Annotated in this window: 16 protein-coding genes; 7 read left to right on the top strand and 9 right to left on the bottom strand. The window is 43.8% G+C overall.

Annotated elements, in window-relative coordinates:
• Window positions 1–17: 17 nt before the first annotated feature.
• On the bottom strand, window positions 18–3,239 hold the full coding sequence (locus tag AB4Z08_RS11230; protein ID WP_441573821.1) for a SusC/RagA family TonB-linked outer membrane protein: 3,222 nt from the start codon (window positions 3,237–3,239) through the stop codon (window positions 18–20).
• A gap of 682 nt (window positions 3,240–3,921) precedes the next feature.
• Between AB4Z08_RS11230 and AB4Z08_RS11225 the strand changes: the two genes are divergently transcribed.
• Together AB4Z08_RS11225 and AB4Z08_RS11220 are read left to right on the top strand one after the other, a co-directional pair.
• Window positions 3,922–4,458: an RNA polymerase sigma factor gene (locus AB4Z08_RS11225; RefSeq protein WP_441573820.1), complete on the top strand. Its 537-nt coding sequence runs from the start codon at window positions 3,922–3,924 to the stop codon at window positions 4,456–4,458.
• Window positions 4,459–4,503: 45 nt separating this feature from the next.
• Window positions 4,504–5,883: a S41 family peptidase gene (locus AB4Z08_RS11220; protein WP_441573819.1), complete on the top strand. Its 1,380-nt coding sequence runs from the start codon at window positions 4,504–4,506 to the stop codon at window positions 5,881–5,883.
• A gap of 76 nt (window positions 5,884–5,959) precedes the next feature.
• Here AB4Z08_RS11220 and AB4Z08_RS11215 read toward each other — a convergent pair whose 3' ends face one another.
• From AB4Z08_RS11215 to AB4Z08_RS11195, 5 genes are all read right to left on the bottom strand, one after another.
• Complete coding sequence (locus AB4Z08_RS11215) at window positions 5,960–6,664, bottom strand: hypothetical protein (RefSeq protein WP_441573818.1); 705 nt, start codon at window positions 6,662–6,664, stop codon at window positions 5,960–5,962.
• 6 nt (window positions 6,665–6,670) lie between these two features.
• Entirely contained in the window at window positions 6,671–7,429 is a 759-nt protein-coding gene (locus AB4Z08_RS11210; protein WP_441573817.1) for a hypothetical protein, read from the bottom strand.
• A 293-nt stretch (window positions 7,430–7,722) separates the two neighbouring features.
• Window positions 7,723–9,123, bottom strand: coding sequence for a hypothetical protein (locus tag AB4Z08_RS11205; protein ID WP_441573816.1), 1,401 nt, complete (start codon window positions 9,121–9,123; stop codon window positions 7,723–7,725).
• Window positions 9,124–9,246: 123 nt separating this feature from the next.
• Entirely contained in the window at window positions 9,247–12,474 is a 3,228-nt protein-coding gene (locus tag AB4Z08_RS11200; protein WP_441573815.1) for a TonB-dependent receptor domain-containing protein, read from the bottom strand.
• A gap of 78 nt (window positions 12,475–12,552) precedes the next feature.
• Window positions 12,553–13,464, bottom strand: coding sequence for a FecR family protein (locus AB4Z08_RS11195; protein WP_441573814.1), 912 nt, complete (start codon window positions 13,462–13,464; stop codon window positions 12,553–12,555).
• 249 nt (window positions 13,465–13,713) lie between these two features.
• On the opposite strand from AB4Z08_RS11195, the gene AB4Z08_RS11190 reads away from it, so the two are divergent.
• A complete protein-coding gene (locus AB4Z08_RS11190) occupies window positions 13,714–14,160 on the top strand; it encodes a DUF1569 domain-containing protein (RefSeq protein WP_441573813.1) in 447 nt (148 codons plus the stop codon).
• 25 nt (window positions 14,161–14,185) lie between these two features.
• On the opposite strand, the gene AB4Z08_RS11185 is transcribed toward AB4Z08_RS11190, so the two are convergent.
• Together AB4Z08_RS11185 and AB4Z08_RS11180 are read right to left on the bottom strand one after the other, a co-directional pair.
• On the bottom strand, window positions 14,186–14,728 hold the full coding sequence (locus tag AB4Z08_RS11185; protein WP_441573812.1) for a hypothetical protein: 543 nt from the start codon (window positions 14,726–14,728) through the stop codon (window positions 14,186–14,188).
• Window positions 14,729–14,880: 152 nt separating this feature from the next.
• Window positions 14,881–15,048, bottom strand: coding sequence for a hypothetical protein (locus tag AB4Z08_RS11180; RefSeq protein WP_441573811.1), 168 nt, complete (start codon window positions 15,046–15,048; stop codon window positions 14,881–14,883).
• 119 nt (window positions 15,049–15,167) lie between these two features.
• On the opposite strand from AB4Z08_RS11180, the gene AB4Z08_RS11175 reads away from it, so the two are divergent.
• The 4 genes from AB4Z08_RS11175 (at window position 15,168) to AB4Z08_RS11160 (ending at window position 20,049) form a co-directional block, all read left to right on the top strand.
• Window positions 15,168–16,229 carry an ArsO family NAD(P)H-dependent flavin-containing monooxygenase gene (locus AB4Z08_RS11175; RefSeq protein WP_441573810.1) on the top strand — a complete coding sequence of 354 codons (1,062 nt, stop codon included), beginning with the start codon at window positions 15,168–15,170 and terminating at the stop codon, window positions 16,227–16,229.
• 74 nt (window positions 16,230–16,303) lie between these two features.
• On the top strand, window positions 16,304–16,693 hold the full coding sequence (locus AB4Z08_RS11170; RefSeq protein ID WP_441573809.1) for an HYC_CC_PP family protein: 390 nt from the start codon (window positions 16,304–16,306) through the stop codon (window positions 16,691–16,693).
• Between the two features lie 131 nt (window positions 16,694–16,824).
• Entirely contained in the window at window positions 16,825–19,389 is a 2,565-nt protein-coding gene (locus tag AB4Z08_RS11165; RefSeq protein WP_441573808.1) for a TonB-dependent receptor domain-containing protein, read from the top strand.
• Window positions 19,390–19,500: 111 nt separating this feature from the next.
• Window positions 19,501–20,049 carry a carboxymuconolactone decarboxylase family protein gene (locus tag AB4Z08_RS11160; protein WP_441573807.1) on the top strand — a complete coding sequence of 183 codons (549 nt, stop codon included), beginning with the start codon at window positions 19,501–19,503 and terminating at the stop codon, window positions 20,047–20,049.
• A gap of 123 nt (window positions 20,050–20,172) precedes the next feature.
• Here the strand turns inward: AB4Z08_RS11160 and AB4Z08_RS11155 are convergent, their stop codons facing one another.
• Window positions 20,173–21,132 (bottom strand): quinone oxidoreductase family protein, encoded by a 960-nt coding sequence (locus AB4Z08_RS11155; RefSeq protein WP_441573806.1) that lies wholly within the window; start codon window positions 21,130–21,132, stop codon window positions 20,173–20,175.
• Window positions 21,133–21,290 lie beyond the last annotated feature (158 nt).

Raw genomic sequence — 21,290 nt, 5'->3', positions numbered from 1 at the left:
GTCTATATTTTTTATACTTAGAAATTAATGTTTACACCCAGGTTAAATACTTTCTGAATCGGGTATGCAAAACCATTACCTGCCTGCTCCGGATCCCATAGTTTAAAGCTGCTGAAGGTGAGCAAATTCAGACCACTGAAATACACACGGAAATTGGTCAGACGCAACGGAGCTATCCATCGCTTTGGTAATGAGTAACCCATTTCTACAGACTTTAATCTCATGAAACTACCATCCCGCATCCACCAGGTACTGGTTTGCTCATTATTGGCAACATGTGAAGTAGAAAGACGCGGCCACAAAGCGTACAGGTTCTGATTTTCTGCGGACCAGTGATTATCGGCGTATGCCTGCAGCAACTGGGCATTATCGGCAAATGGTGCAGTAGCTTTAGGATCGATGAAGAAAGATTCTCTGGCCAGCCCCTGGAAAAACGCGCTCACATCAAAGCTTTTATACCCGAATGAAAAACCGAAACCGTAAATGATCTGCGGAGTGGTAGGCAGACCGATAGGCACCTGGTCATCCTGGTTAATAATACCATCGCCATTGACGTCCCGATATTTGATATCACCGCCTTTGGGGAGTTCACCGAAATTCTGCACCGGTGAATTAGCCGCTTCTTTATCATCTACAAAAAGACGTTCTGCGACATATCCAAACTGCTGATTAACCGGGTTACCTGCAGCAAAACGGTAAGCATATTTATACTCCGGCTCTTCCTGCACACGGATTTTATTATCAGTTACGGTGAGGTTTCCCATCACGTTTAACCACATATCTTTTGACAAAACCTGCTTATAATCCAGGTGCAGATCAAAGCCTTTTGAATCTACTTTTCCGAGATTCGCCTGCAGGTTGTTGGAGGCAGAGCCTTCAATACCAGCGGTAACAGGAATGTAGCCACGCTTGATGAGAATGTTGTATCGGTTTTCGTGATAAACTTCTGCCGTTACATTCAGTTTATCGGCAATCGTCATTTCCACGGCCAGGTTACTCTTTTTAGAAGTTTCCCAGGTAACATCCGGATTGGGATATGCCTGTATGGTAGTACCTTTGAGCCCAAAGCTGTTGTTTGTTCCAAAGTAAGCACCCGGGCCATCTTTATCATCCGGCGTTACATTGGAGAGGTAGAAAAAACGCTGACTACCAATATTATCATTACCCACCAGACCATAGCTACCCCTGAACTTCAGACGGGAAATAATGTGGGCAATACCGCCCTCCCAGAATGCTTCGTTGGATACCACCCAGGCAGCACCAATGGTGGGAAAGAAGCCCCAGCGATGTTGCGGTGCAAATCTTTCTGAACCGTTGTAGCCAAAGTTGAATTCGAGAAAATATTTTCTGTCAAATGAATAGGTAGCCCTTCCGGAAAAACCGAGGTTTCTGTAAGGCAATGATCCCAACAGGCTGCCGGCGTTGCCATAAAGGGTTTGCTGCCGGGTACCTATCAATGTGCTGCTCACATTACTTTTCCCGAAATCACGATCATAATTCAGTGCGCCCTGTAAGTAGATATAGCTGTAAATGTTTTTGGCATTCTCCTTATAGTCCAGGAATTCCCGTGCCTGTCCGGGAGAGCTGTTCAGCCAGTTCAGCACATACGTATTATTGTCCTGGTCATAGCTACCCAAACCATAAAAGAAAGGAGCATAGGAACGACTCAGATCAAAATAGGAATAGCGGTTGGTACTGAAAATACCTTTGAAGGTGAGGCCTTCTGTAATGAAGCCAAAATCCTGGTTCAGCTCAAACTGTGCCGACATCCTGGATTCGGAAAAATTTTTATATCCATACATCAGATTCGCGTAGGGATTATTTAACAGGCTACCATCCGGACCCAAAGCGCTGCCAAACAAAATATGTTTGGTATTGGCGTTGGCAGCATCCGGTTCATAAAATGCGGGGAAGGCCACCGGGCTGGTATGAAGTACTTTGGAATATAAATCTGTGGCGATACCGGAGGCATCACTGGTGATGGGTCCCGTATAGTCGTTGAAGTTACCCCACAGCCGTACTACCGCTTCTGTTGTTTTAGTAATTTTCACGTTCACGTTGGAGCGAAGCTGGTAGTTTTCAAACTTCATCCCGGAGTTAAAATTATTCACCGGGTTTACCTGTAAAATACCGTTGTCACGGGAGTAAGAGCCGGCGATGTAATATTTAGTTACATCTGATCCACCCTGCACACTGAAGTTAGCACGCTTAGTAGTGGTTTGTTCTTTGAACAATGTCTTCATCCAGTCAACTGCCGGATAAACGAATGGATTACTGCCTGGTGCTTTATTGATTGTAGCCTGGGTAGCCAGTATGGTATTCGGTGTATAAAGCGGCTTATTCAGGGGATTCCGGGTGGTAATAGCTTCGTTGTATTGATTCATGAAAGTAATAGGATCTGCCAGCTTCAGGTTTTGCGTAGGTGTTGAAATGGCATCTTCCAACCGCACGGCTACTCTGGCTTTACCCGGCTTACCTTCTTTGGTAGTAACGAGGATCACGCCATTGGCGCCTCTGGCACCATATAGGGCTGCTGCGCTGGCATCTTTCAGGATAGAAAAACTGGCGATGTCATCTACCTGCAAACGGGCAAGGTCGCTGGCCCCCAACTCCACATTATCTACCAGGATCAGGGGACTGGCACTATATCCCAGGGTAGTTACCCCACGGATAAAAAACTGGGAGTTATCTGCTCCCGGCTGGCCACCACGCTGAAACGCAATCACACCGGCCATTTGACCGGCCAATGCATTCGTTAGATTACTGGTTGGAATTTTCAGGTCGCCGGGGTTGATGCTCGTCACCGAGCCTACTACCGCCTCCTTTCTTTGTTTACGACCAAATGCAGTAACCACTACTTCATCTACAGAAGCCACTACACTTTTTAACCGGATCGGGTAATCCTTTTGCGTGGCATTCACCACAAAACGGTGTTCAACAAAGCCAACAAATGTTACCTGGATGGTAGATCCCACTGTAACGTCCAGTATGAATCTCCCATTCCGGTCAGTGGCCGTTCCACTGGAACTTTTTCCGTTTACAGAGATGGTAGCCCCTTCCAGCGACCTGCCGGTGGTGTCAGTCACCGATCCGGTTATAGTCATCTTCACCGGAGTTTGCGCATAAACGCCACCTGCCAGCATTAATAGCAGGAGCAACAGGTAGAGCGGAGGAGCTGATAATACCACCGGCAACCCGACAGTAAATCGCTTTTTGTAGCAAGTAAATTTCCTGAACATATTAAGATCAATTATTGGAAGAATAAACAAATCATAACGTGCATTAAAGCATAGCGATGCTTACCGATTATCCGGCCGGACAAACGGGCATCATAAGTGTTCGTGGCAATTATTAAAAAAGGAGAAAAAGTTTTATTTCATAACGTTTACGTCATTCATTCCATTCATAACCGGGAATCTGCTAGTCTATCGGCATTTATTTGATTGATGTTTTTCTTTTACGGGAATCTCTTATGATCGTTATTTGGCTGAAGCATTCCATTCATCTACGGGAATCTCTTTTATCATCTTCATTTTGGCTGATTCATTCCAGTTATATGCCGGAACCATTATTGGTAGACAGCTATTTTGTGTGAAATCGACACTATCCTATACTATACTATCCTATAGCAAATATATATTTTTTTTATGCCTGCCAAAAGAAATGAGGAATTATTTTTTACAATGTCGCAAAAAAAGCAGTCGAGGGTTAAATAGCAATCAGGTTGGGAGAAAAGAGCATTAGCGAAAGGATAATAAAAGCTGTTTTTTTCAAAACGAACCCCGGAGATGATACTTTTTAATTTATATTCAAATCACAGGTACTTTCTCCCGAAATTTTTGTGCACAAAAAACCCTCCTTAACATTGGTGTAACATAGCCGGCTTATATTTATATCCGGATCATGTTACAACCTCGAACTATGTCTGACAGCCCTCCGAAGGAACTTTTTGAAAAAATATTTGAGGAGAACAATGCAAAAGTGTACCGGTTTGCATTCAAGTTAACCAACGATGCTTCCAGAGCTCAGGAAATCACACAGTTATGTTTTGTTCGTTTATGGGAAAACATAGACCAGGTGAAAAAAGGGCAGGATGTTTTCCCGTTGCTGTTTGTGTACGTAAGACATTTAGTGATAGATGAAAGCCGCAAATTGTACCGCGAAAAGAAAGCACTTTCCCTGGCTGCCCGGGAACAGAAAGATATTTCTGACAGCGGTGAAAAAGTATTTCTTCAAAAAGAATTCAGTTCCCAACTGCATAAGCTGGTAGAAAGAATGCCGGAGCAGCGCCGCAATGTATATACCCTGAGCCGTGACTATGGCTTTAGTCATAAGCAAATAGGCCAGCACCTGTCTATTTCTCCCGCAACTGTTAAAAATCACCTCACTGCCGCCTTACAATATATCCGGAAAGAGCTGACCAGCCATTTTTTAGTAGATATGGAAAGAAGAAAATAATTATCTCCCGGAGTCCACCGTACTGAAATCAACAAAAAAATCTTTATGCGATATACAATTTCCTTGTTCACCCTTTGCGTGCTGATAGGGTTGGCAGCCTGCCGTAAAAAGGATGATGCGCCCGTTGTTCCTACCGGGCCTGTTACCCAGCAGGAAATTAACCAATGGATACTCGATAGCATGCATCTATTCTATCTCTGGAATGATGAGCTCCCAGGCCAGGCTAATAATTCTATGGAAACCCAGGCATTTTTTAACAGCATCAAAAGCAGAGAAGATAAATTCTCCGTCATCTATAACCCCAAAGATCCGGCTACCATCAAAAGTGATATGCTGTATAAATACGGCATCGACTTTAGCATCATTGACTGGCCATCCGCTGCTGGCGGGGTAATTGGTGTAATAAAGCTGGTGGTACCTGGTTCATATGCTGCTGCAGACGGATTAAAAAGAGGCGATTATTTTACCCGCATCAATGAAACGGTATTAACCACAACGAACAGCACCACACTCCCGGAACAACTGCGCGCAGCAGCGGAAGGTGGCACTCTCACCCCCGCGATTATAAAAGACAATGTAATTACAGAAAGCCCGCTTGTTCAGTTGCGCCCTGGTAAAACAACAGAAAACCCGGTGTATAAAGCCATCGTTATCAACAGTGGCTCAAAAAAAGTGGGCTATCTTTTTTATAATGCTTTTACTGACGGCTACAATAACTATCTGCTGGCAGCTTTCCAGGATTTCAGGAACAAAGCGATTAATGACCTGGTGATTGACCTTCGCTATAATGTGGGCGGGAGTCTCGCCGCCGCTGCTATGATGACCTCCATGATTGCTCCCGACCTCACAGAAAAAAGCATTTTTGTAAAATACAGTGGCAATGGTAATATGGGCACCCGCACCCTGGATTTCGCGACTACAATGTCTGTTCCTGAAACCGGCGGCCCCATTCTTTTCAGCAGTTTGTCCACCGGACAGCTGAAACTCCCCCGCGTATTTATTCTCAGTGGCCGGCAAACGGTATCTGCAGCAGAACTGCTTATTAATAACCTGAAGCCCTATACACAGGTAATACAGATTGGTCAAACCACAGTGGGTAAGGATAAAGGTGCGGTGATTGTATATGATATGCGTACACCGCAACGTATTCCCTGGATCATGCATCCCCTCACCTACCGGCTTAGTAATGCGAGTGGAGCGGGAAATTATACCGCAGGCATCTCCCCTCAATATCCGATCGATGAAATGAGCCGGCAGCCATTGCTTCCATTAGGCAATACAGATGATCCTTTGCTGGCAAAAGCCCTGGCCATCATCAACGGCAACGTGAGAGCGACTCCTGAAAATAATATACCTGCACGAAAACATATTTATGATGCCCGGGAAAGAGCGGCGATGAACAGTGTAGTCATCTTCCCAAAATAAAGGAAAGGGAAAGGGTTAACAACAATGGTATATGCGTAGAAATTCAAACAGGGCTTTCCTCATTACTTCAAGTAGCTTAATGTAGTCTGTCGGCTTTCAGCGCAGACTTCTTCATGGGTAATGGGTGCAAAGTGATATCCTCAACAGCAGTCCGGCTTCCGGTTCCCAGCAGTAATAATCCCCCCAGGAACCCCGTACCGGCAATACGGTAGTAGTTAATATGCAGATGTTGTATAACGCCGGAACTATCATCCGGTACTTTTCCACCATAACTCAGGTGATTGAGTGACGGTCCATCCGGATTATCCAGTAAACTATTTCTTTTTTCAACAGCAGCTTTCCCCAATACGATGATGCCGGAAGCGCCGTTATTATTGGTTGCCGCCACATTTACCTGTATTGGCAATACTTCCGTTCCCGCTGCAATAAGATGTGCACCGCGGGTAATAATCAGGCCTCCACTGTGGCTGCCATCTTTCTTATTAACTGCCGAAGGCAGCACGTTTATAATAGTACCTGCTTCCAGACGCAGTGTGGCCTCATTGGTTACATACACCCAACCATCAATATACCAGGGATGATTAGCTGTCAGTAAAGTATGGGAGGCGATCACATGCCGGATAGTATCAGAAACAGGGATCATTTCCATTTTAATGTCCGGTGAAGCGGCGAGTGTTACTTCATCGTTTTTTTTGCAGCCTGCCGCTATAACGGATAAGCTGCTGATCCCATACAAGAGGTATGGAAACAGGCGGGTTATATGTTTTTTAGCAGGGCGCATGGGTTATCAGAGATCTATTTCATTGATATAAATAACACCGTTGTTATCATCTGCTACGGTAGTTATTTTTGACTTTCCGGCAACATTATCACCGAGAAAAACAAAGAGGTCATTCTGATTGGGCTGTAATACTACTGCGCCTGTTTCAGGGTCAATCAATTGTGCGGCATAGAAATAAGGCTTACCGTCATCCGTTACTACCCTGAATCTCAGGGTTGAAGATAACTTCTTTCGTTCCCAGCCTTTTACCACCACGTTGGAGGTAACAACCTCACCGGATACCGGATCAAGAAAAATAAATGAAAGGTCATACTTCTCTTTAGGATAAAAAGTAGCACTTAGATTATTAAAGAGGCGTACATCAAAAGAGTCAGCTGGAACATTGGCACTACTTCCTTCAGCGATAAAGCCTTTTAATCCAAACTCAGGGCTATAGGCAAATTTAAATTGCTGCTTACCATTTGGCGGAATGCTAATAAGTGTATCAGCCAGCAACTCTTTACTTGCAGCATCAAAGGCAGCTAACTTCCCTTTTTTTCCGGCAGGAACAATATACGAACTTCCTCCAATCACTTTGATGGTATCCAGTGGTTTACCATCGAAGTACATCATTACAGTGGGCGTATTGGGAAGATTCATTAAGGAAACATATACTTTTCCGAAATAACTTTCTTCCGGAAGATCGCCTTTCCGGCAGGAGACTGCCATTAACACAAATAGAAAAAGAGAAAGGCGTTTGATAGCAAGAAATGACATTTTATTCACGTGTACGCTGTTTATAAAAAATTAAATAGATGTAAATTATAAAACCCAATAGGCCATGTCTCGTCAATAATAAATGTTACAGCACTGTCCAGCCGTCAGCCCATGTAGTATTGCCTGCAGGAAACGCGCCAGCAATCAGTGCAGGAGATTACAGGAAACACTCAATATCATTCCTACTAGAACAATAGGTAAGAAGCAAGTAAAGGATCTGTTATACATTGGATACTACTTTAAAGTAAAAACGGTAATAACGTATAGGGGAAATTCCCCTATACGTTATCAGGTAATAAATATTACAGAATAGTCCAGCTGTTAGCCCATGTAGTGTTTCCGGTAGGGAAAGCACCAACGGCTTTGGCAGGAGAAAATGCCTGTGGAATGTAGTTGCTGATAGCACGGGTTGCACTGAATGGAGCAGCCAGTTTGATACCAAGATTTGGATCAGCATTCACATATCCTACGTTGGTAGTACCAAGTGGAGTGATAGCGTTGAATGTAGTAAAATTGGACTCTGTAGCAAAAGCATAAATGTAAGCATGTACATGGTTGGTACTCAGGGTAGAGGTACCAGCAATATACTTTGACAAAGTGTTAGGAGTCAGACCTTTAGGCAATGCAGTATCCTGAGAAATACCATAGTTGAAACCAAGGAAGATAGAGCTATTGATAGCAAATTCAGCATTTCTTCTCAGGTGAGCAGCACGACCATACTTACCAGTACCTGAAGGCTGACCATTAGTAATGGAAGCCGCAGCAGCAGTAGGCTGACCAATGATAGTGATGTTATTGTAAGTAGGATGCGTGTTTGGAGTTACAGCAGCGCCTGTAGCGTTGTTGTCACTTTCAAAACCATTAGACTGGCTCTTATCAGCACGGTTAGGATCAGAAACACCCAGTGCATAAGAGATAGTACCAGAATAACCATTGTCAGTATCAAACATATCATCCAGTGCGTCGATCGCAACCAGGTGAGAAGCATTTACTGTACCACCAAAGAATTCGAAAGCATCATCTTTTGATTTGTAAACTTCTACAAAATCAATTAAAGTCCCGCTACCAACACCAGCCAGGGTAAGACCATTCAGTTCATTGTCTGTAGCCAGCTCAAAACCAGCATACTCAATTCTCACATATTTCAGGGAACCAGAGTTGTCGCCTGGAATGTTATTAGTTGGTCCACCATAAGTTGCATCAGCAGGAGGAGTACCAGTGATACCTTCAACTGTTACTGCTGCAGCATGGTTGGTAGGTGCTTTACCTAACAATACCACACCACCCCAGTCACCAGAAGCTGGTATTGCTTCATTGGAGGTAAAGATAATAGGATCAGTAACAGTACCAACAGCATTCAGTTTTGAACCGCGTGTAACGATCAAACCACCACCTGCAGTACCTACAGCACCTTTAATACCTTTGATCACTGTACCGGCTTCAACGGTTACAGTTGCATTGTTGGCCACATAAACCAAGCCACTGAGTTTGTAAATTTTACAGCTTTTCAGTGTAATGTTGCTGGTAATTACACCAGTAATAGTACTGTCGCCGCAAGTACCAGATGCACCTGAAGGGCCACCAGCTACTACTGTACGATCATTTTGTACACCGTTGTTTTCTTTTTTGCAGGAAGTGCCTAACATCATACCCAGCAATGCTGCTGCCGATACGAGGGTTACCGCTAAGGGCTTCTTGTTCATGGGATTTTACTTTTTTAAGTTTAAACAAATCACTAGTTAATAATGGATAGAATACCTGATCAGGATATATTTTTCGGTTACGCGTAAAAAATTCTTGTGCGGACGTTACCCGTCATCGTTTCATTAAAACTGATAACTGATGGTAGCGCTATAAGTACGGCCCGGAGTTAATCTGTAGTTCAACAAATCTCCTGACTGATAATTCAATTGAGACATAGTAGGTGCTTTCCCACCTTGTAATTCCTTGCTTTCTTCTGCGGAAAATGCGTTGCGATAGATGACAGAAAAACTGTTCAATAGATTGCTGACATTCAATTTCACGGCTGCCTTATCTTTTAACAATTTCACTCCTACCTGCATATCCAATGCCTCCAACGGCTTTTCCATTAAAGCATTATAGTAAACGAGGTTGGGTATAAAAACACGATTGGTAACACGGTTATAGGCAAGGCTTACTGAAAACGGTTTGCTGTCATAATACACTCCTGCATTGAGCATGACATTACTGGCGCCCATTTGTGGACGTTTCTCTTCATCTCCCACTGTTTCTTGCAGCGATACTTTTAAAGGGTTAGCCGGATCAAAGATGCCGATGTTGCTGTTCATCTTTTTTACCCTCGCATCCAGGTAAGTGAAGTTTCCATACAACGTGATGTTACGCACTACCGGTACATTTGTAAAAGCCAGTGATTTTCTCACTTCCAGCTCAACGCCGTAATTCTTCGCCGACTTACTATTCTTCAACTCAAAACTGTTATTCAAATCCATCTGGTATATCTCCATAGGATACGAAAGATCTTTGTAGAACAACGATGCAGATATGATTTCACCAGGACCAGGATACCATTCATAACGCAGGTCAATATGTTTGATAGTAGTAGATCTTACAATTTGTGCGAAATACTCTCCACCTAGTTCAAAGTCATACTCCCGGAATACTGATAACTCACGTAAATCTGGCCGTATAATACTTTCTGAGTAAGCCACCCGCAGATTCATGGTAGGCGTCAGTGAATAGGTTAAATTTGCTGAAGGAAAAAATCTCCAGTTAGGCTCTCTGTTTAATAGTGCGGAATAATCATATTCTTTTCCTGGCTCTCGTTTGAAACTGGAGAATATAGAATCCAGGTTATCATTTACCTTATTTAAGTTGTAATACTCCGCCCTTACGCCCCAAACCAATCTCAATTTATTGCCAATCTTGTTATCCATCATAGCGAATAAGGCATGCAAAGAAGCCGATCTCCGTTTAAAGTTATCACCGAAATTACTCATTGCTACCGTTGTGTTGTGTTCTGGTGTGAACGCGCTGGCAAGTGGGAAATAATTTTCTTCCTTGTTCTCAAACTTCGAATTGGTATTCACCACAAAAAATAACCTGTCTTTGTTCCAGCCTGCATAGCCACCTTTAAAGGTATTATCCAGCCCTACATTACCTGCACTAAATTTAAACGGTACTGACACAGCCACATCCCAGTTTAAATTATTCTCCAGTGCACGGCTCCACCAGCGCAAAGCTCCTTCAGCAGCACTGCTTCCTGCGTTAGAAATATTATATTCATTTAAACCTGCGCCTTCTGGTTGCTTATAGTCAGCGAACATCTGGTGGTTATCAGGCTTTTGCCTGTCCAGTTTTAGGTAACTACCGGACCATTTTAACTTAACCCCGTTGCGTCCAAGCGAATGTTCACCTTTCAGCTGATTTTGCCATAATGTTGTTTGCATCGCAAGATCAAACAGCGCCAGTGTATTATCCGAACCGAATTTCCCATTCTGTCCTCTTCCGAAAATCAGCTGCTGATCCAGTGTACGCAGATACATAGATTGAAAGCCAATCCGATTCCTTTCGTTTCTATAACCTAGCCCCAGTAAGGCTGCTATATTAGTGGCAAATCCGTAACGTTGCCCCTTAAACTGCTGGGGATCGCTATCAGTCAGCGCCTCCTTAAATCCATCCCGGCCCAATAACGCATCCTGTGTGGCCAATGTATTCCTGTAACTGGCAGAGGCTACTACTCCCCATTGCTGGCCATTACCTACACGGAATACATGTCCAAAAGATGTCTGGAAATTAGGAGAAATCGGTGCTTTAAATTTAGTAACGCCCCAGTTGTTAGAGAATGCTGATCCTTCCTTACCCACCAATTCATATTTTTTAACTACATCATCCCTGTCTTTCCAGTCCAGAGACCCCATCAAATTCCGATGGTCACTCACACTACCACGATACTCATTCCCACTCAGGGGCAAAGACAAAAAATCCTTTCCTACTGTTTTATCATTATAACTGGCGCCTACGGCTACATTCAGAAAATTGTTTGTTGGAATATCCAGCGTATTCACTTCTACCAGACCACCTCCAAACTCCGCACTACGATCCGGTGTGATTGTTTTCACCACCGTGATGTTCTCTACGATATTGGAAGGAATAATATCAAAGCTGAAATTCTTCCTGTTCAACTCCGTGCTGGGCATTACCTGGCCATTCAGCACCGCCTGGTTATAACGTTCGCTAAGACCACGTACTACCACATACTTGTTATCAATAGTAGAAAGTCCACTCACCCGCTTTAATACTTCTCCAATATTTTTATCTGGTGTACGTGCAATCTGCTCGGCACTGATGCCATCGGTAATGGCCGCATTGTTCTTTTGTATAGCGTACAATCCTTCTATAGATGCTTTACGATAATTGCCGGTTACAGTTACTTCTTTTAGCCTGGAACTATTGCTTTTCAATACTATATTCAGCGGTGTTGCGCCATTATCTTTAACGGCAATTTCTGTGACTTTACGTGTTTCAAAAGAAACATAACTGAACGTAAGACTATAAACTCCTGCTGGCAAGGCGATATCATAAGTACCATCTACATTGGTCACTGCGCCTTGTCCTCCAAGAACCGCTACAGTGACACCTGGTAATGGTTCATTCTTATTGTCTACCACTTTTCCGGTGATGCGTCCGCCACTTCTGCCGGCAGCTTTCGGGCTGCTTCCTTTACGTAAGGTAATTGCATTGTCTTTCGTCAGCTCAATATCAATCGGTGCATTATTATCTATGTAGTTTAATACTTCACCCAATGGGGTTCCGGAAAATCTAACGTCATTCAACTCGCACTGCTGCAGGTATTCCGGGTCATAGATGAATGTATAATGGGTTTGTTGTTGTAACGACTTCACTACTTTCTCCGCATTCGTTCTGCTTAATTGTAACTGTACTTTATCGGTAAGAGATTTATAAGACTGCGCCATAGCTATCAATGGCGACAAGCTTGTGAATAAAACTAACAGAAAGGTCACATGACAAGACACACTTCTTCCTGTACAAAATCCATTTGTAGATTTTTGCATAAGGCTGTACTTTATTTTTATGTTGATTTAAATGATAGAACCTATCCCGCAGGCCCGTGAAAAAAATGTCATTGTTAACTATTTCCTACGTACGTGGAACGTACTATCATCCACCCGGGTAAACGAAATGTTATGCACATATTCCAGTGTTGATAATATTCTTTCCAATGACATGTCCCGGCTGAATTCCCCGGAAATCTTCTTTTTTCCTAATTGCGTTTCTTCCAGTACAATGTTGCAACCATAGCGCTGTTGTAACTTTGCCAATGCATCGGCCAGCATGGTGTTGTCGAAATGAATTTTTCCTTTCTTCCAATCCAGCACTTCATTACTTACGAAAGACAGCAGCTGCGGATCTTTTCCATCTACATACTGTAACATCTGTCCGGGTAACAATATTTTGTTGAAATTGTCTTGCGTACTAACGGCCACCTTTCCTTCCAATAAGCTTACCTGTATACTGCCATCCGCCTTATTAGCGGTAGCGATGTTAAAAACAGTTCCCAACACGGTAGTAGTAAGATTTCCGGTATGTACCAGGAATGGACGCTGATCATCTTTTGCTACTTTGAAATAGGCTTCTCCGTTCAGCCACAGCTCCCGACGGGTTTTATTATAGTCCTGCTGACAAATGAGCGAAGAATGCGTATTCAACCATACCTCACTCCCATCTGCCATGGTGAACAATTGTATATTATTGGTTTTGTTACGGAGCGTATCCCATTTCACTGCCACCGGGCGTTGAGGAGGATGATGCTGCCAGAAAAAGGTGACCATAGCGATAGCACCCAATACAGCGGCTGCCGCCGCATACCAGAGCCGATGCACTTTAGGCTTCATCACTACTGGTTCATTTGCCTCCGCCCACTTCTCCATCATAAACTCGTCCAGCAGGGGAGTGTCAGCCCCGGAAAGCCATGCTTCAACAGCTACGACTTCCTGTTCTGTGCAATCTCCTTTAAAATACTTTTCAAGTAGTTGTTTATCCATATCCCTGCTTTGGGTGTTTACAGAGAGAGTACGTTCCGGGAAGAAGATATTCCTAGTCAGATTTCGGGGTTAACAATTTGGTAATAATGAGATGGGCCCCACGGGAGGAAATGAGGCGCTGTTGGGGGCCGTTAATGCCAGTTATATGATCTTCATCCGGCATTTCCCTGCATTATTTCCGTAAAACAGCAATTTTGGAGAAATGAAAGTCCTGTTCATAGCGGTTCTTTGTACCAAAACATCCGCAACATGAAAACGATATTTGAACAGGCTACCAGGGATGAATTAATAAACAGGATCAACTCCCTGAATGAAAACAATGTAGCACAATGGGGGAAAATGAATGTTTACCAGATGGTAAAACATTGCCGGATGTGGGAAGAAATGATAAATGGTGACATCATCTGTAAACGCGCTTTCATTGGTCGCATATTTGGCCGGCTGGCACTGAAAAATTCAGTGAAAGATGACCACCCTATGATGAAAAAGGCACCAGCCAGCCCGGAAGTGATTGTAACAGAAACCAGTGGAGACTTCTCAACAGAAAAGAAGAAATGGATCTCCCTGATGGAAGGACATGCACGCTTTTCAAACCTGGGTTTCATACATCCTTTTTTTGGAAAGATGACGAAAGAGCAGATTGGGTATTTGGCGTATAAACATTCGGATCACCATCTCAGGCAGTTTAATAGTTAGGGGAAGTGAAACGAACTAAGCGGCTTCACCAAGTGGTTTTCATTGTTTTAGGCAGCTCCTGTACTTCCATCCTCCGCACGAAATCCACTTCCTTTCTCGGCATAAAAAAGCCCTGAATGACATTAGGATTTCGGATGCAAATCTGGATATGACTTTTTTCAAATAATCCGGCACCCGCAAATGCAGGTCCTCCTTCAGTAAACACACCGCGGGTGGAATCGAATATTTTTAGCTGTGAAAATCTTCCCGCAGTCATATCAGCCTTAATCTGGTCATATATTTCAGCATGCATAAATTCAATAACAGCACAATCCAGATGTCTCAGGATTTTATCCTTATGACGATCGTAAGAAAGATCTTTATTTTGTGGTAATATCTTACCCAACATCTTATGTCTTTCTTCCATCATCTTGAAATAACTGGCAAGCAAATTTATGTATCTGGTATCAAGAAAATCGCAGCAATATCCTAAATAAAGAACAGCACCAACAACAGCGGGATTTTTAATATCACCACGTCTCTTTTTGTCATTAGCCCATTGCAATGCGCGGTCGTAGTTATTTCCCAAAATACAAACCATGTCCTAACCAGTCAAATGGCTTTTGACTGATCTTATAATCATTCGGATTTTGCAAAAGCGCATCTCTCACGGCCACATCACAACCATGAAATCCAATGATTAAATTGGGCTTAACATCATACATAAAATTGATTGCTAACTTAAGAGATAGAAGTTACTTTGAGGCACTCATATGGTTTGGTGTAATTACCATTTTCATCAAGAATCCCTGCCCGAACAAGTGACTGCAGGGCCTCTTCAACAGAAACCTTTTCTTTCAGTTTTCGCTCGGCCAACTCCATTAAAGCATTATAGTCTTTTTCGCTCATAAAAATATATTTACAACAAAGGTACAACTCACTCAAAAAAAACAAGACTCAGGATGATCAATTTTAGCACATTCCGAGAAAGCTTTATATCTTCATCGCAGATATAATACATCAGCGATATGATAGCAGCAAACAGCACTATATACGATGTGATCATCATTGGCGGAGGACAGGCAGCCCTTTCAGCAGCTTACTTTCTTCGCAGAACCCACCTTAATTACCTCCTCCTCGATAATGAAATCAATCCCGGTGGCGCCTGGCAACACACCTGGAAATCACTCACCCTATTCTCACCTGCACTATGGAGTTCCCTGCCGGGCGTTTTAATGCCCGGTGGTCAGCATTATTATCCCTCCCGTTTGGAAACGATTAGCTACCTGCAGGAATATGAAGCCCGGTACAAATTCCCCGTGGTAAGACCCGTAAAAGTACTGGCAGTAACAAAACAGGAAGACCTCTTTGTACTGACAACTACTGCCGGAGATTATTTTTCGAAAACAGTTATCAGTGCTACGGGCATTTACACAAATCCTTTTACACCGGATATTCCCGGCAGAGATACCTTCCGCGGTACACTGATACATGCAGCACAATACAATGAACCCGAGCCTTTCTCCGGCCAACGCATAGCCATCGTAGGAGAAGGTAACTCCGGGGCACAGATTCTGGCTGAAGTATCTAAAGTTGCCGACACGGTATGGGTGACCCGGAAACCGCCGGAATTCCTGCCTRATGACATAGATGGTAAATACCTCTTTGATGCTGCCACACAACAGTATGAAGCCCAGAAACAAGGCAAAGATTATCAAAGGCTTTCCATTGGCAAGATAGTAGTAGTCCCCGCTGTAAAAGAAGCACGCGAAAGAGGTGTTTACGAAAATGCACTCCCTCCATTCGATCATTTTTATGAGGAAGGGCTCGGCTGGAACAGTGGCTGGAAGGAGCCTGCCGATGCCGTCATTTTCTGTACCGGCTATAAACCCGCTCTTGACCATTTGAAACCACTGGGTATTATACAGCCGGATGGCAGAATTAACACGCAGGGTACGCGGGCAACAGCTATCAGTGGCTTATGGCTCATGGGTTATGGCTCATGGACGGGCTTTGCTTCTGCTACACTCATTGGCGTTGGCAGAACAGCCAAACAAACCGTAACCGAATTAACCACCTTTTTCGAATAACCGGAATTATATAAATGATCTCATAATTATGTAACAATGCAATTGAAAAAACAGCCTAGTTTTACATTGTCAACATGAAAAAATTCGTTACGCTCATATTACTATTCCTCTATCTTGGTGTATCTACCGGGGCTACAGTGCATGTCCATTACTGCATGGGCAAAGTTAGCAACTGGGGATGGGGACATGAGAATAAAAAGCATTGCGATAACTGCGGCATTGAAAAGTCTTCTGGAAAAAAATGCTGTAAAGACGAACACAAAACATTTAAAATCACCAACGACCAACAACCTTCCGATAGCATATTTCATACCCTGTCGGTATTAGCAATGCTCCCTCCGCAGTCAGGCAACGGATACCGGCAGCCGGTACAGATGATCGTGAACATGCAGCCGCAAACGCATGCACCGCCCATACTTACGCCGTGTCCGCTCTATCTCCGTCATTGCATTTTCCTTATCTGATGCTTTTCTGCATAACTGGTACTCCTCTCGTATCAGCACCTACCTGTTCCAGGTAATCTTCTCATAAAATTATTTACGAAAAATGAATGCCGATCCCCATCAGGATCAGGATCGTCATTAATATAACTGACATGAAAGCATCCGGATTTATCATCTCCCTGTTATTACTTTTTACTACTGCTTCTTCCTATGCCCAGGTAAACGCAGATACCACCATTACTTTCAAGGTAGCTGGCGCCTGCGAACAATGCAAACACCGCATAGAAACCGCCGTGCAGGGAAAAGGTGTCATCAATGCCGTATGGGATGTGGACACAAAGCTGTTAACGCTGCGTTACAATACTGCCAAAACATCCCTGGATAAAATTCAGCATCGCATCCTCGGGGTAGGCCACGACCTGGATCACCAACAGGCAAAAACAGATGTGTATAATGAATTGCCCGCCTGCTGCCACTATCGTGAAATGGAACAAATGATACACGAAGCCAGACAGGATACCCTCCAAACTTTAAGTAAAGACGTCACCATCAAAGGTGTGGTGATGGAAGAAGACAGGAAAGGTGGCTTTACGCCACTGCCCGGAGCAAGCGTTGTTTGGCAGGGCACCAGCCGGGGCACAGTTACCGATGCTACTGGCGTGTTCCATATTAAACACGATGGTAACAGCAGCCGCCTGGTTGTTACCTATACCGGCTATCGCCCTGATACCATTACCGTTACCAACAAAGAAGAACTGAAAATCATACTCGCCTCCGGGATTCGTTTAGCAGAAGTGAAAATCACCGACCGGCAGTATTCTACCTATATCTCGTCTCTCAATCCTATCCGCACACAGGTAATGACAGACAAAGAATTATTCAAAGCTGCCTGTTGTAATCTGAGTGAAAGCTTTGAAACCAATCCTTCCGTAGATGTAGCTTACAACGATGCACTAACCGGTTCCAAACAAATTCAGTTACTGGGATTATCGGGTACTTATACCCAGCTAACGGTAGAAAATCTTCCGGGTCCCAGGGGCCTCGCTACCCCACTGGGCTTAAACGCTATTGCCGGCCCCTGGATAGAATCCATTCAATTGACCAAAGGCATGGGATCTGTTGCAAATGGCTATGAGAGCATTGCCGGACAGATCAATGTAGAATTGAAAAAGCCGGAAAATAGTGAACAGCTCTTTGCCAATGTGTATGTAAATGATTTTGGTAAGACAGACCTCAACCTGAACCTTTCACAAAAAATCGGGAAGAAATGGTCCACCGGTTTACTGCTGCATGATGATTTTATCAATAATAAAAAACTGGATGCCAATAAAGATGGTTTCCGGGATATCCCTACCGGCAATCAGTTCAGCGCCATCAACCGCTGGAAATACGATGATTCAAAAGGCTTCCTCGCACAATTTGGTGTAAAAGCATTAATTGATAAACGTACCGGCGGACAAACAGATTTCAATCCATCTACAGATAAATACGGAACCTCCTACTATGGATTGGGCATGAACACAGAAAGATATGAGGCCTTCGGAAAAATCGGGTATGTGTTTCCTCAAAAGAAATATAAAAGCATTGGCCTGCAATTATCCGGTATCAGTCATTCACAGGATGCTTACTTCGGCACCACTACCTATCATGCAAAACAACAGAACTTCTACGGTAACCTGATTTACCAGTCTATAATCAACAACACTACCCATCAGTTCAGAACTGGGTTTAGCTTTTTGTATGATAATTATAAAGAAGATTTTAAACTGGATATTTACAAAAGAACAGAAATTGTACCGGGAGCGTTCTTCGAATATACTTACAGTCCTTCCGGGAAAATAGGCATTGTGGCGGGTATCCGCGGTGATCATAATAATTTATTCGGATTTTTTGTAACACCCCGTCTGAATGTACGTTATGAGCCGGTTACCGGAACTACCATCCGCCTGAGTGCCGGCAGAGGACAACGAACCGCCAATATTTTTGCAGAAAATACCAGCGTATTTGTCAGCGCCAGGCAAGTAAATATTATAGGCGCCGCAGCTGGCAAAGCATATGGACTTAATCCGGAAGTAGCCTGGAATAAAGGTATAAGTGTAGACCAGAAATTTAAATTATTCCAACGCGATGCCCTCCTGAGCGTTGACTTTTTCCGGAACGACTTCAGTAACCAGGTAGTAGTAGACCTGGAAAACCCCAGACAGGTAAAGTTCTACAACCTGGATGGAAAATCTTATTCCAACAGTTTACAGGCAGAAGTAACCATGGAGCCGTTCAAAAAATTAGACGTCCGATTGGCCTACCGTTACTTTGATGTAAAAACCACCTATAGCGGGCAACTGATGGAAAAGCCGTTTACCAGCAGTCACCGCGCTTTTGCCAATGTAGCCTATGCCATCAGTGGCTGGAAGTTTGACTATACCGTTAACTACAATGGCAGAAAAAGGCTCCCTGGTACCGGCGAAAATCCGGTGGCCTATCAAAGACCATCCTATTCCAGCGATTATGTACTGATGAATGCACAGATCACGAAAACGGTTGGCAGGAAACATCCGATGGATTTTTATGTTGGGGGTGAGAATCTCTCCAACTTCATACAACCGGACGCCATCATCGCAGCTAACCAGCCTTTCAGTCCTTATTTCGATGCCTCACTGGTATGGGGGCCGGTTACTGGGCGGATGTTCTATGCAGGATGGCGGTATAAGATTAAATAATACAGATATAAAAGGTAATGACCCAGGTCCCGAAATTTTTTTTCCGGGACCTGTCCTATTTTTAACAGGTCAGTCCTTATAAGGGTGTATAACAACTTAAAACACCATACAATGGATACTTTTCTTTCTCCCATAGAAAAGCCCGCAGGGCTGATGATGAAAATTGCATATTTCTTTACCCGCAAACAGTTTGGTAAAGTGCTGATGCCACTGAAAGTGCATTCCGCCCGGCTGCCTGCCGCCTTTGGGATGTTCTACGGGAAGGTTTCCCAGCTGGATAAGAAGCTGATGCTGCCCAAGGAAACCGCTATGCTGATACGCGAACAGGTAGCCCGCTTAAACATTTGTCTTTTCTGCATAGATGCTGCCCGTTTGACTGCGATCAAAGCATCTATGAATGAAGCCAAATTTGATGCACTACAGCACTATAACAGCAGCCCCCTTTTCACAGAGGCAGAACGGGCAGTACTGGACTATGTGACGGTGCTGACAAAAGAAAAAAAAGCAGACCCCGATACATTTGCCCGGATGGCCCGTTATTTTTCTGAGCGGGAAATCTGTGAGATCATATTCCTGGTGGGCAGTGAGCACCTCTATAATTTAACCAACATTGGATTAAACATCCATTCTGATATGCTATGTGATATCAGCAAAAGATAGTTGTCCCATTTGTTTTCAGCCCTCACGGAAACCGTGGGGGCTTTTCCATTAGCTGGAAAATGCCCTGCTATGCTGCAAAACAAACCCTGAAGCGCCTGCCGCGACCGGTGATAAAAAAATAAACTAGGGAATCAATAATATTTTGCCGGTACTCTTCCGGCTTTCTAAAAAATCATGCGCGGCTTTTCCATCCGATAATTTAAACGTGGCAGGCGTAGCCACCTGTAACTGCTTTGTCCGGATCCATTCAAACAGTTGATGTGCCCTCTTTATTCTTTCTTCACCGGAAATTAAATAGTTCCACAAATCGCCACCAGTAATCGTTTTAGAGGTATCCATCAGCATCGCCGGATCCACCAGTGGTGGATTACCACCAGACATTCCAAAAAACACCACCTGTCCGCAAATTTTTGTTACACTAAAACTCTCTTCCAGCGTGCTGCCTACACTATCATATACCACATCTACCCCCGCAGGGCAGCGGTCCATAACGGCCTGTTTCCAGTCTTCTCCATATAAAAGTACAATATCAGCACCTTGTAAAAGCGCGATCTCTTTTTTGATGGCGGAAGAAGTTAACCCAATCACATACGCCCCGAGCAGTTTACATATTTGTGTCAATAACTGCCCCACCCCGCCGGCAGCGGCATGTATCAACACAGTTTCTCCTGGTTGTGTTTTATGACTGTCTGTCGCCAGGTAATGCGCAGTTAAACCTTGTAATAATACCGCCGCGGCGGTATCAAAGCTAATATCTTCCGGTAATGGAATGGCATGTGTAACCGGCACTGCCACCAATGTGGCATTGGCAAAAGGAACATCGGCAAAAGCCACCCGGTCGCCCTTCTTAAAGCCTGGTAAATCGTTGTTGTCAGCTACGATACCTGCTCCTTCATAACCGGCAATATATGGCGGTTCGCCTTTTAAATGATAAGTTCCTTTTCTACGGTAGATATCCGCAAAATTCAGCCCGATAGCTTTCATTTCTACGAGCAACTCTCCCGGCCGTAAAACCGGGTCAGCCACTTCTTTATATTCCAATACGTCTGAAGTGCCAAAGCTCGAAAAGGTTAATGCTTTCATATGCTTATTATTTTTATCCGGCGAATGCGATAGTCAAATATATCCAAACAATGTCAACTACCGGAAGGCAGTAACAGATTTACGCCTAAATCTGGCAATAAATAACAGCCTTAGATAGATGAACTAACTATCCAAAATAATTTATCATAAAAAAGGCC

It is taken from the genome of Chitinophaga sp. RAB17, assembly GCF_052114225.1.
In the GTDB taxonomy this organism is placed as follows: domain Bacteria; phylum Bacteroidota; class Bacteroidia; order Chitinophagales; family Chitinophagaceae; genus Chitinophaga.
The sequence above is the reverse complement of the archived record's forward strand: the minus strand, read 5'-3'. Positions and strand labels throughout refer to the sequence as shown.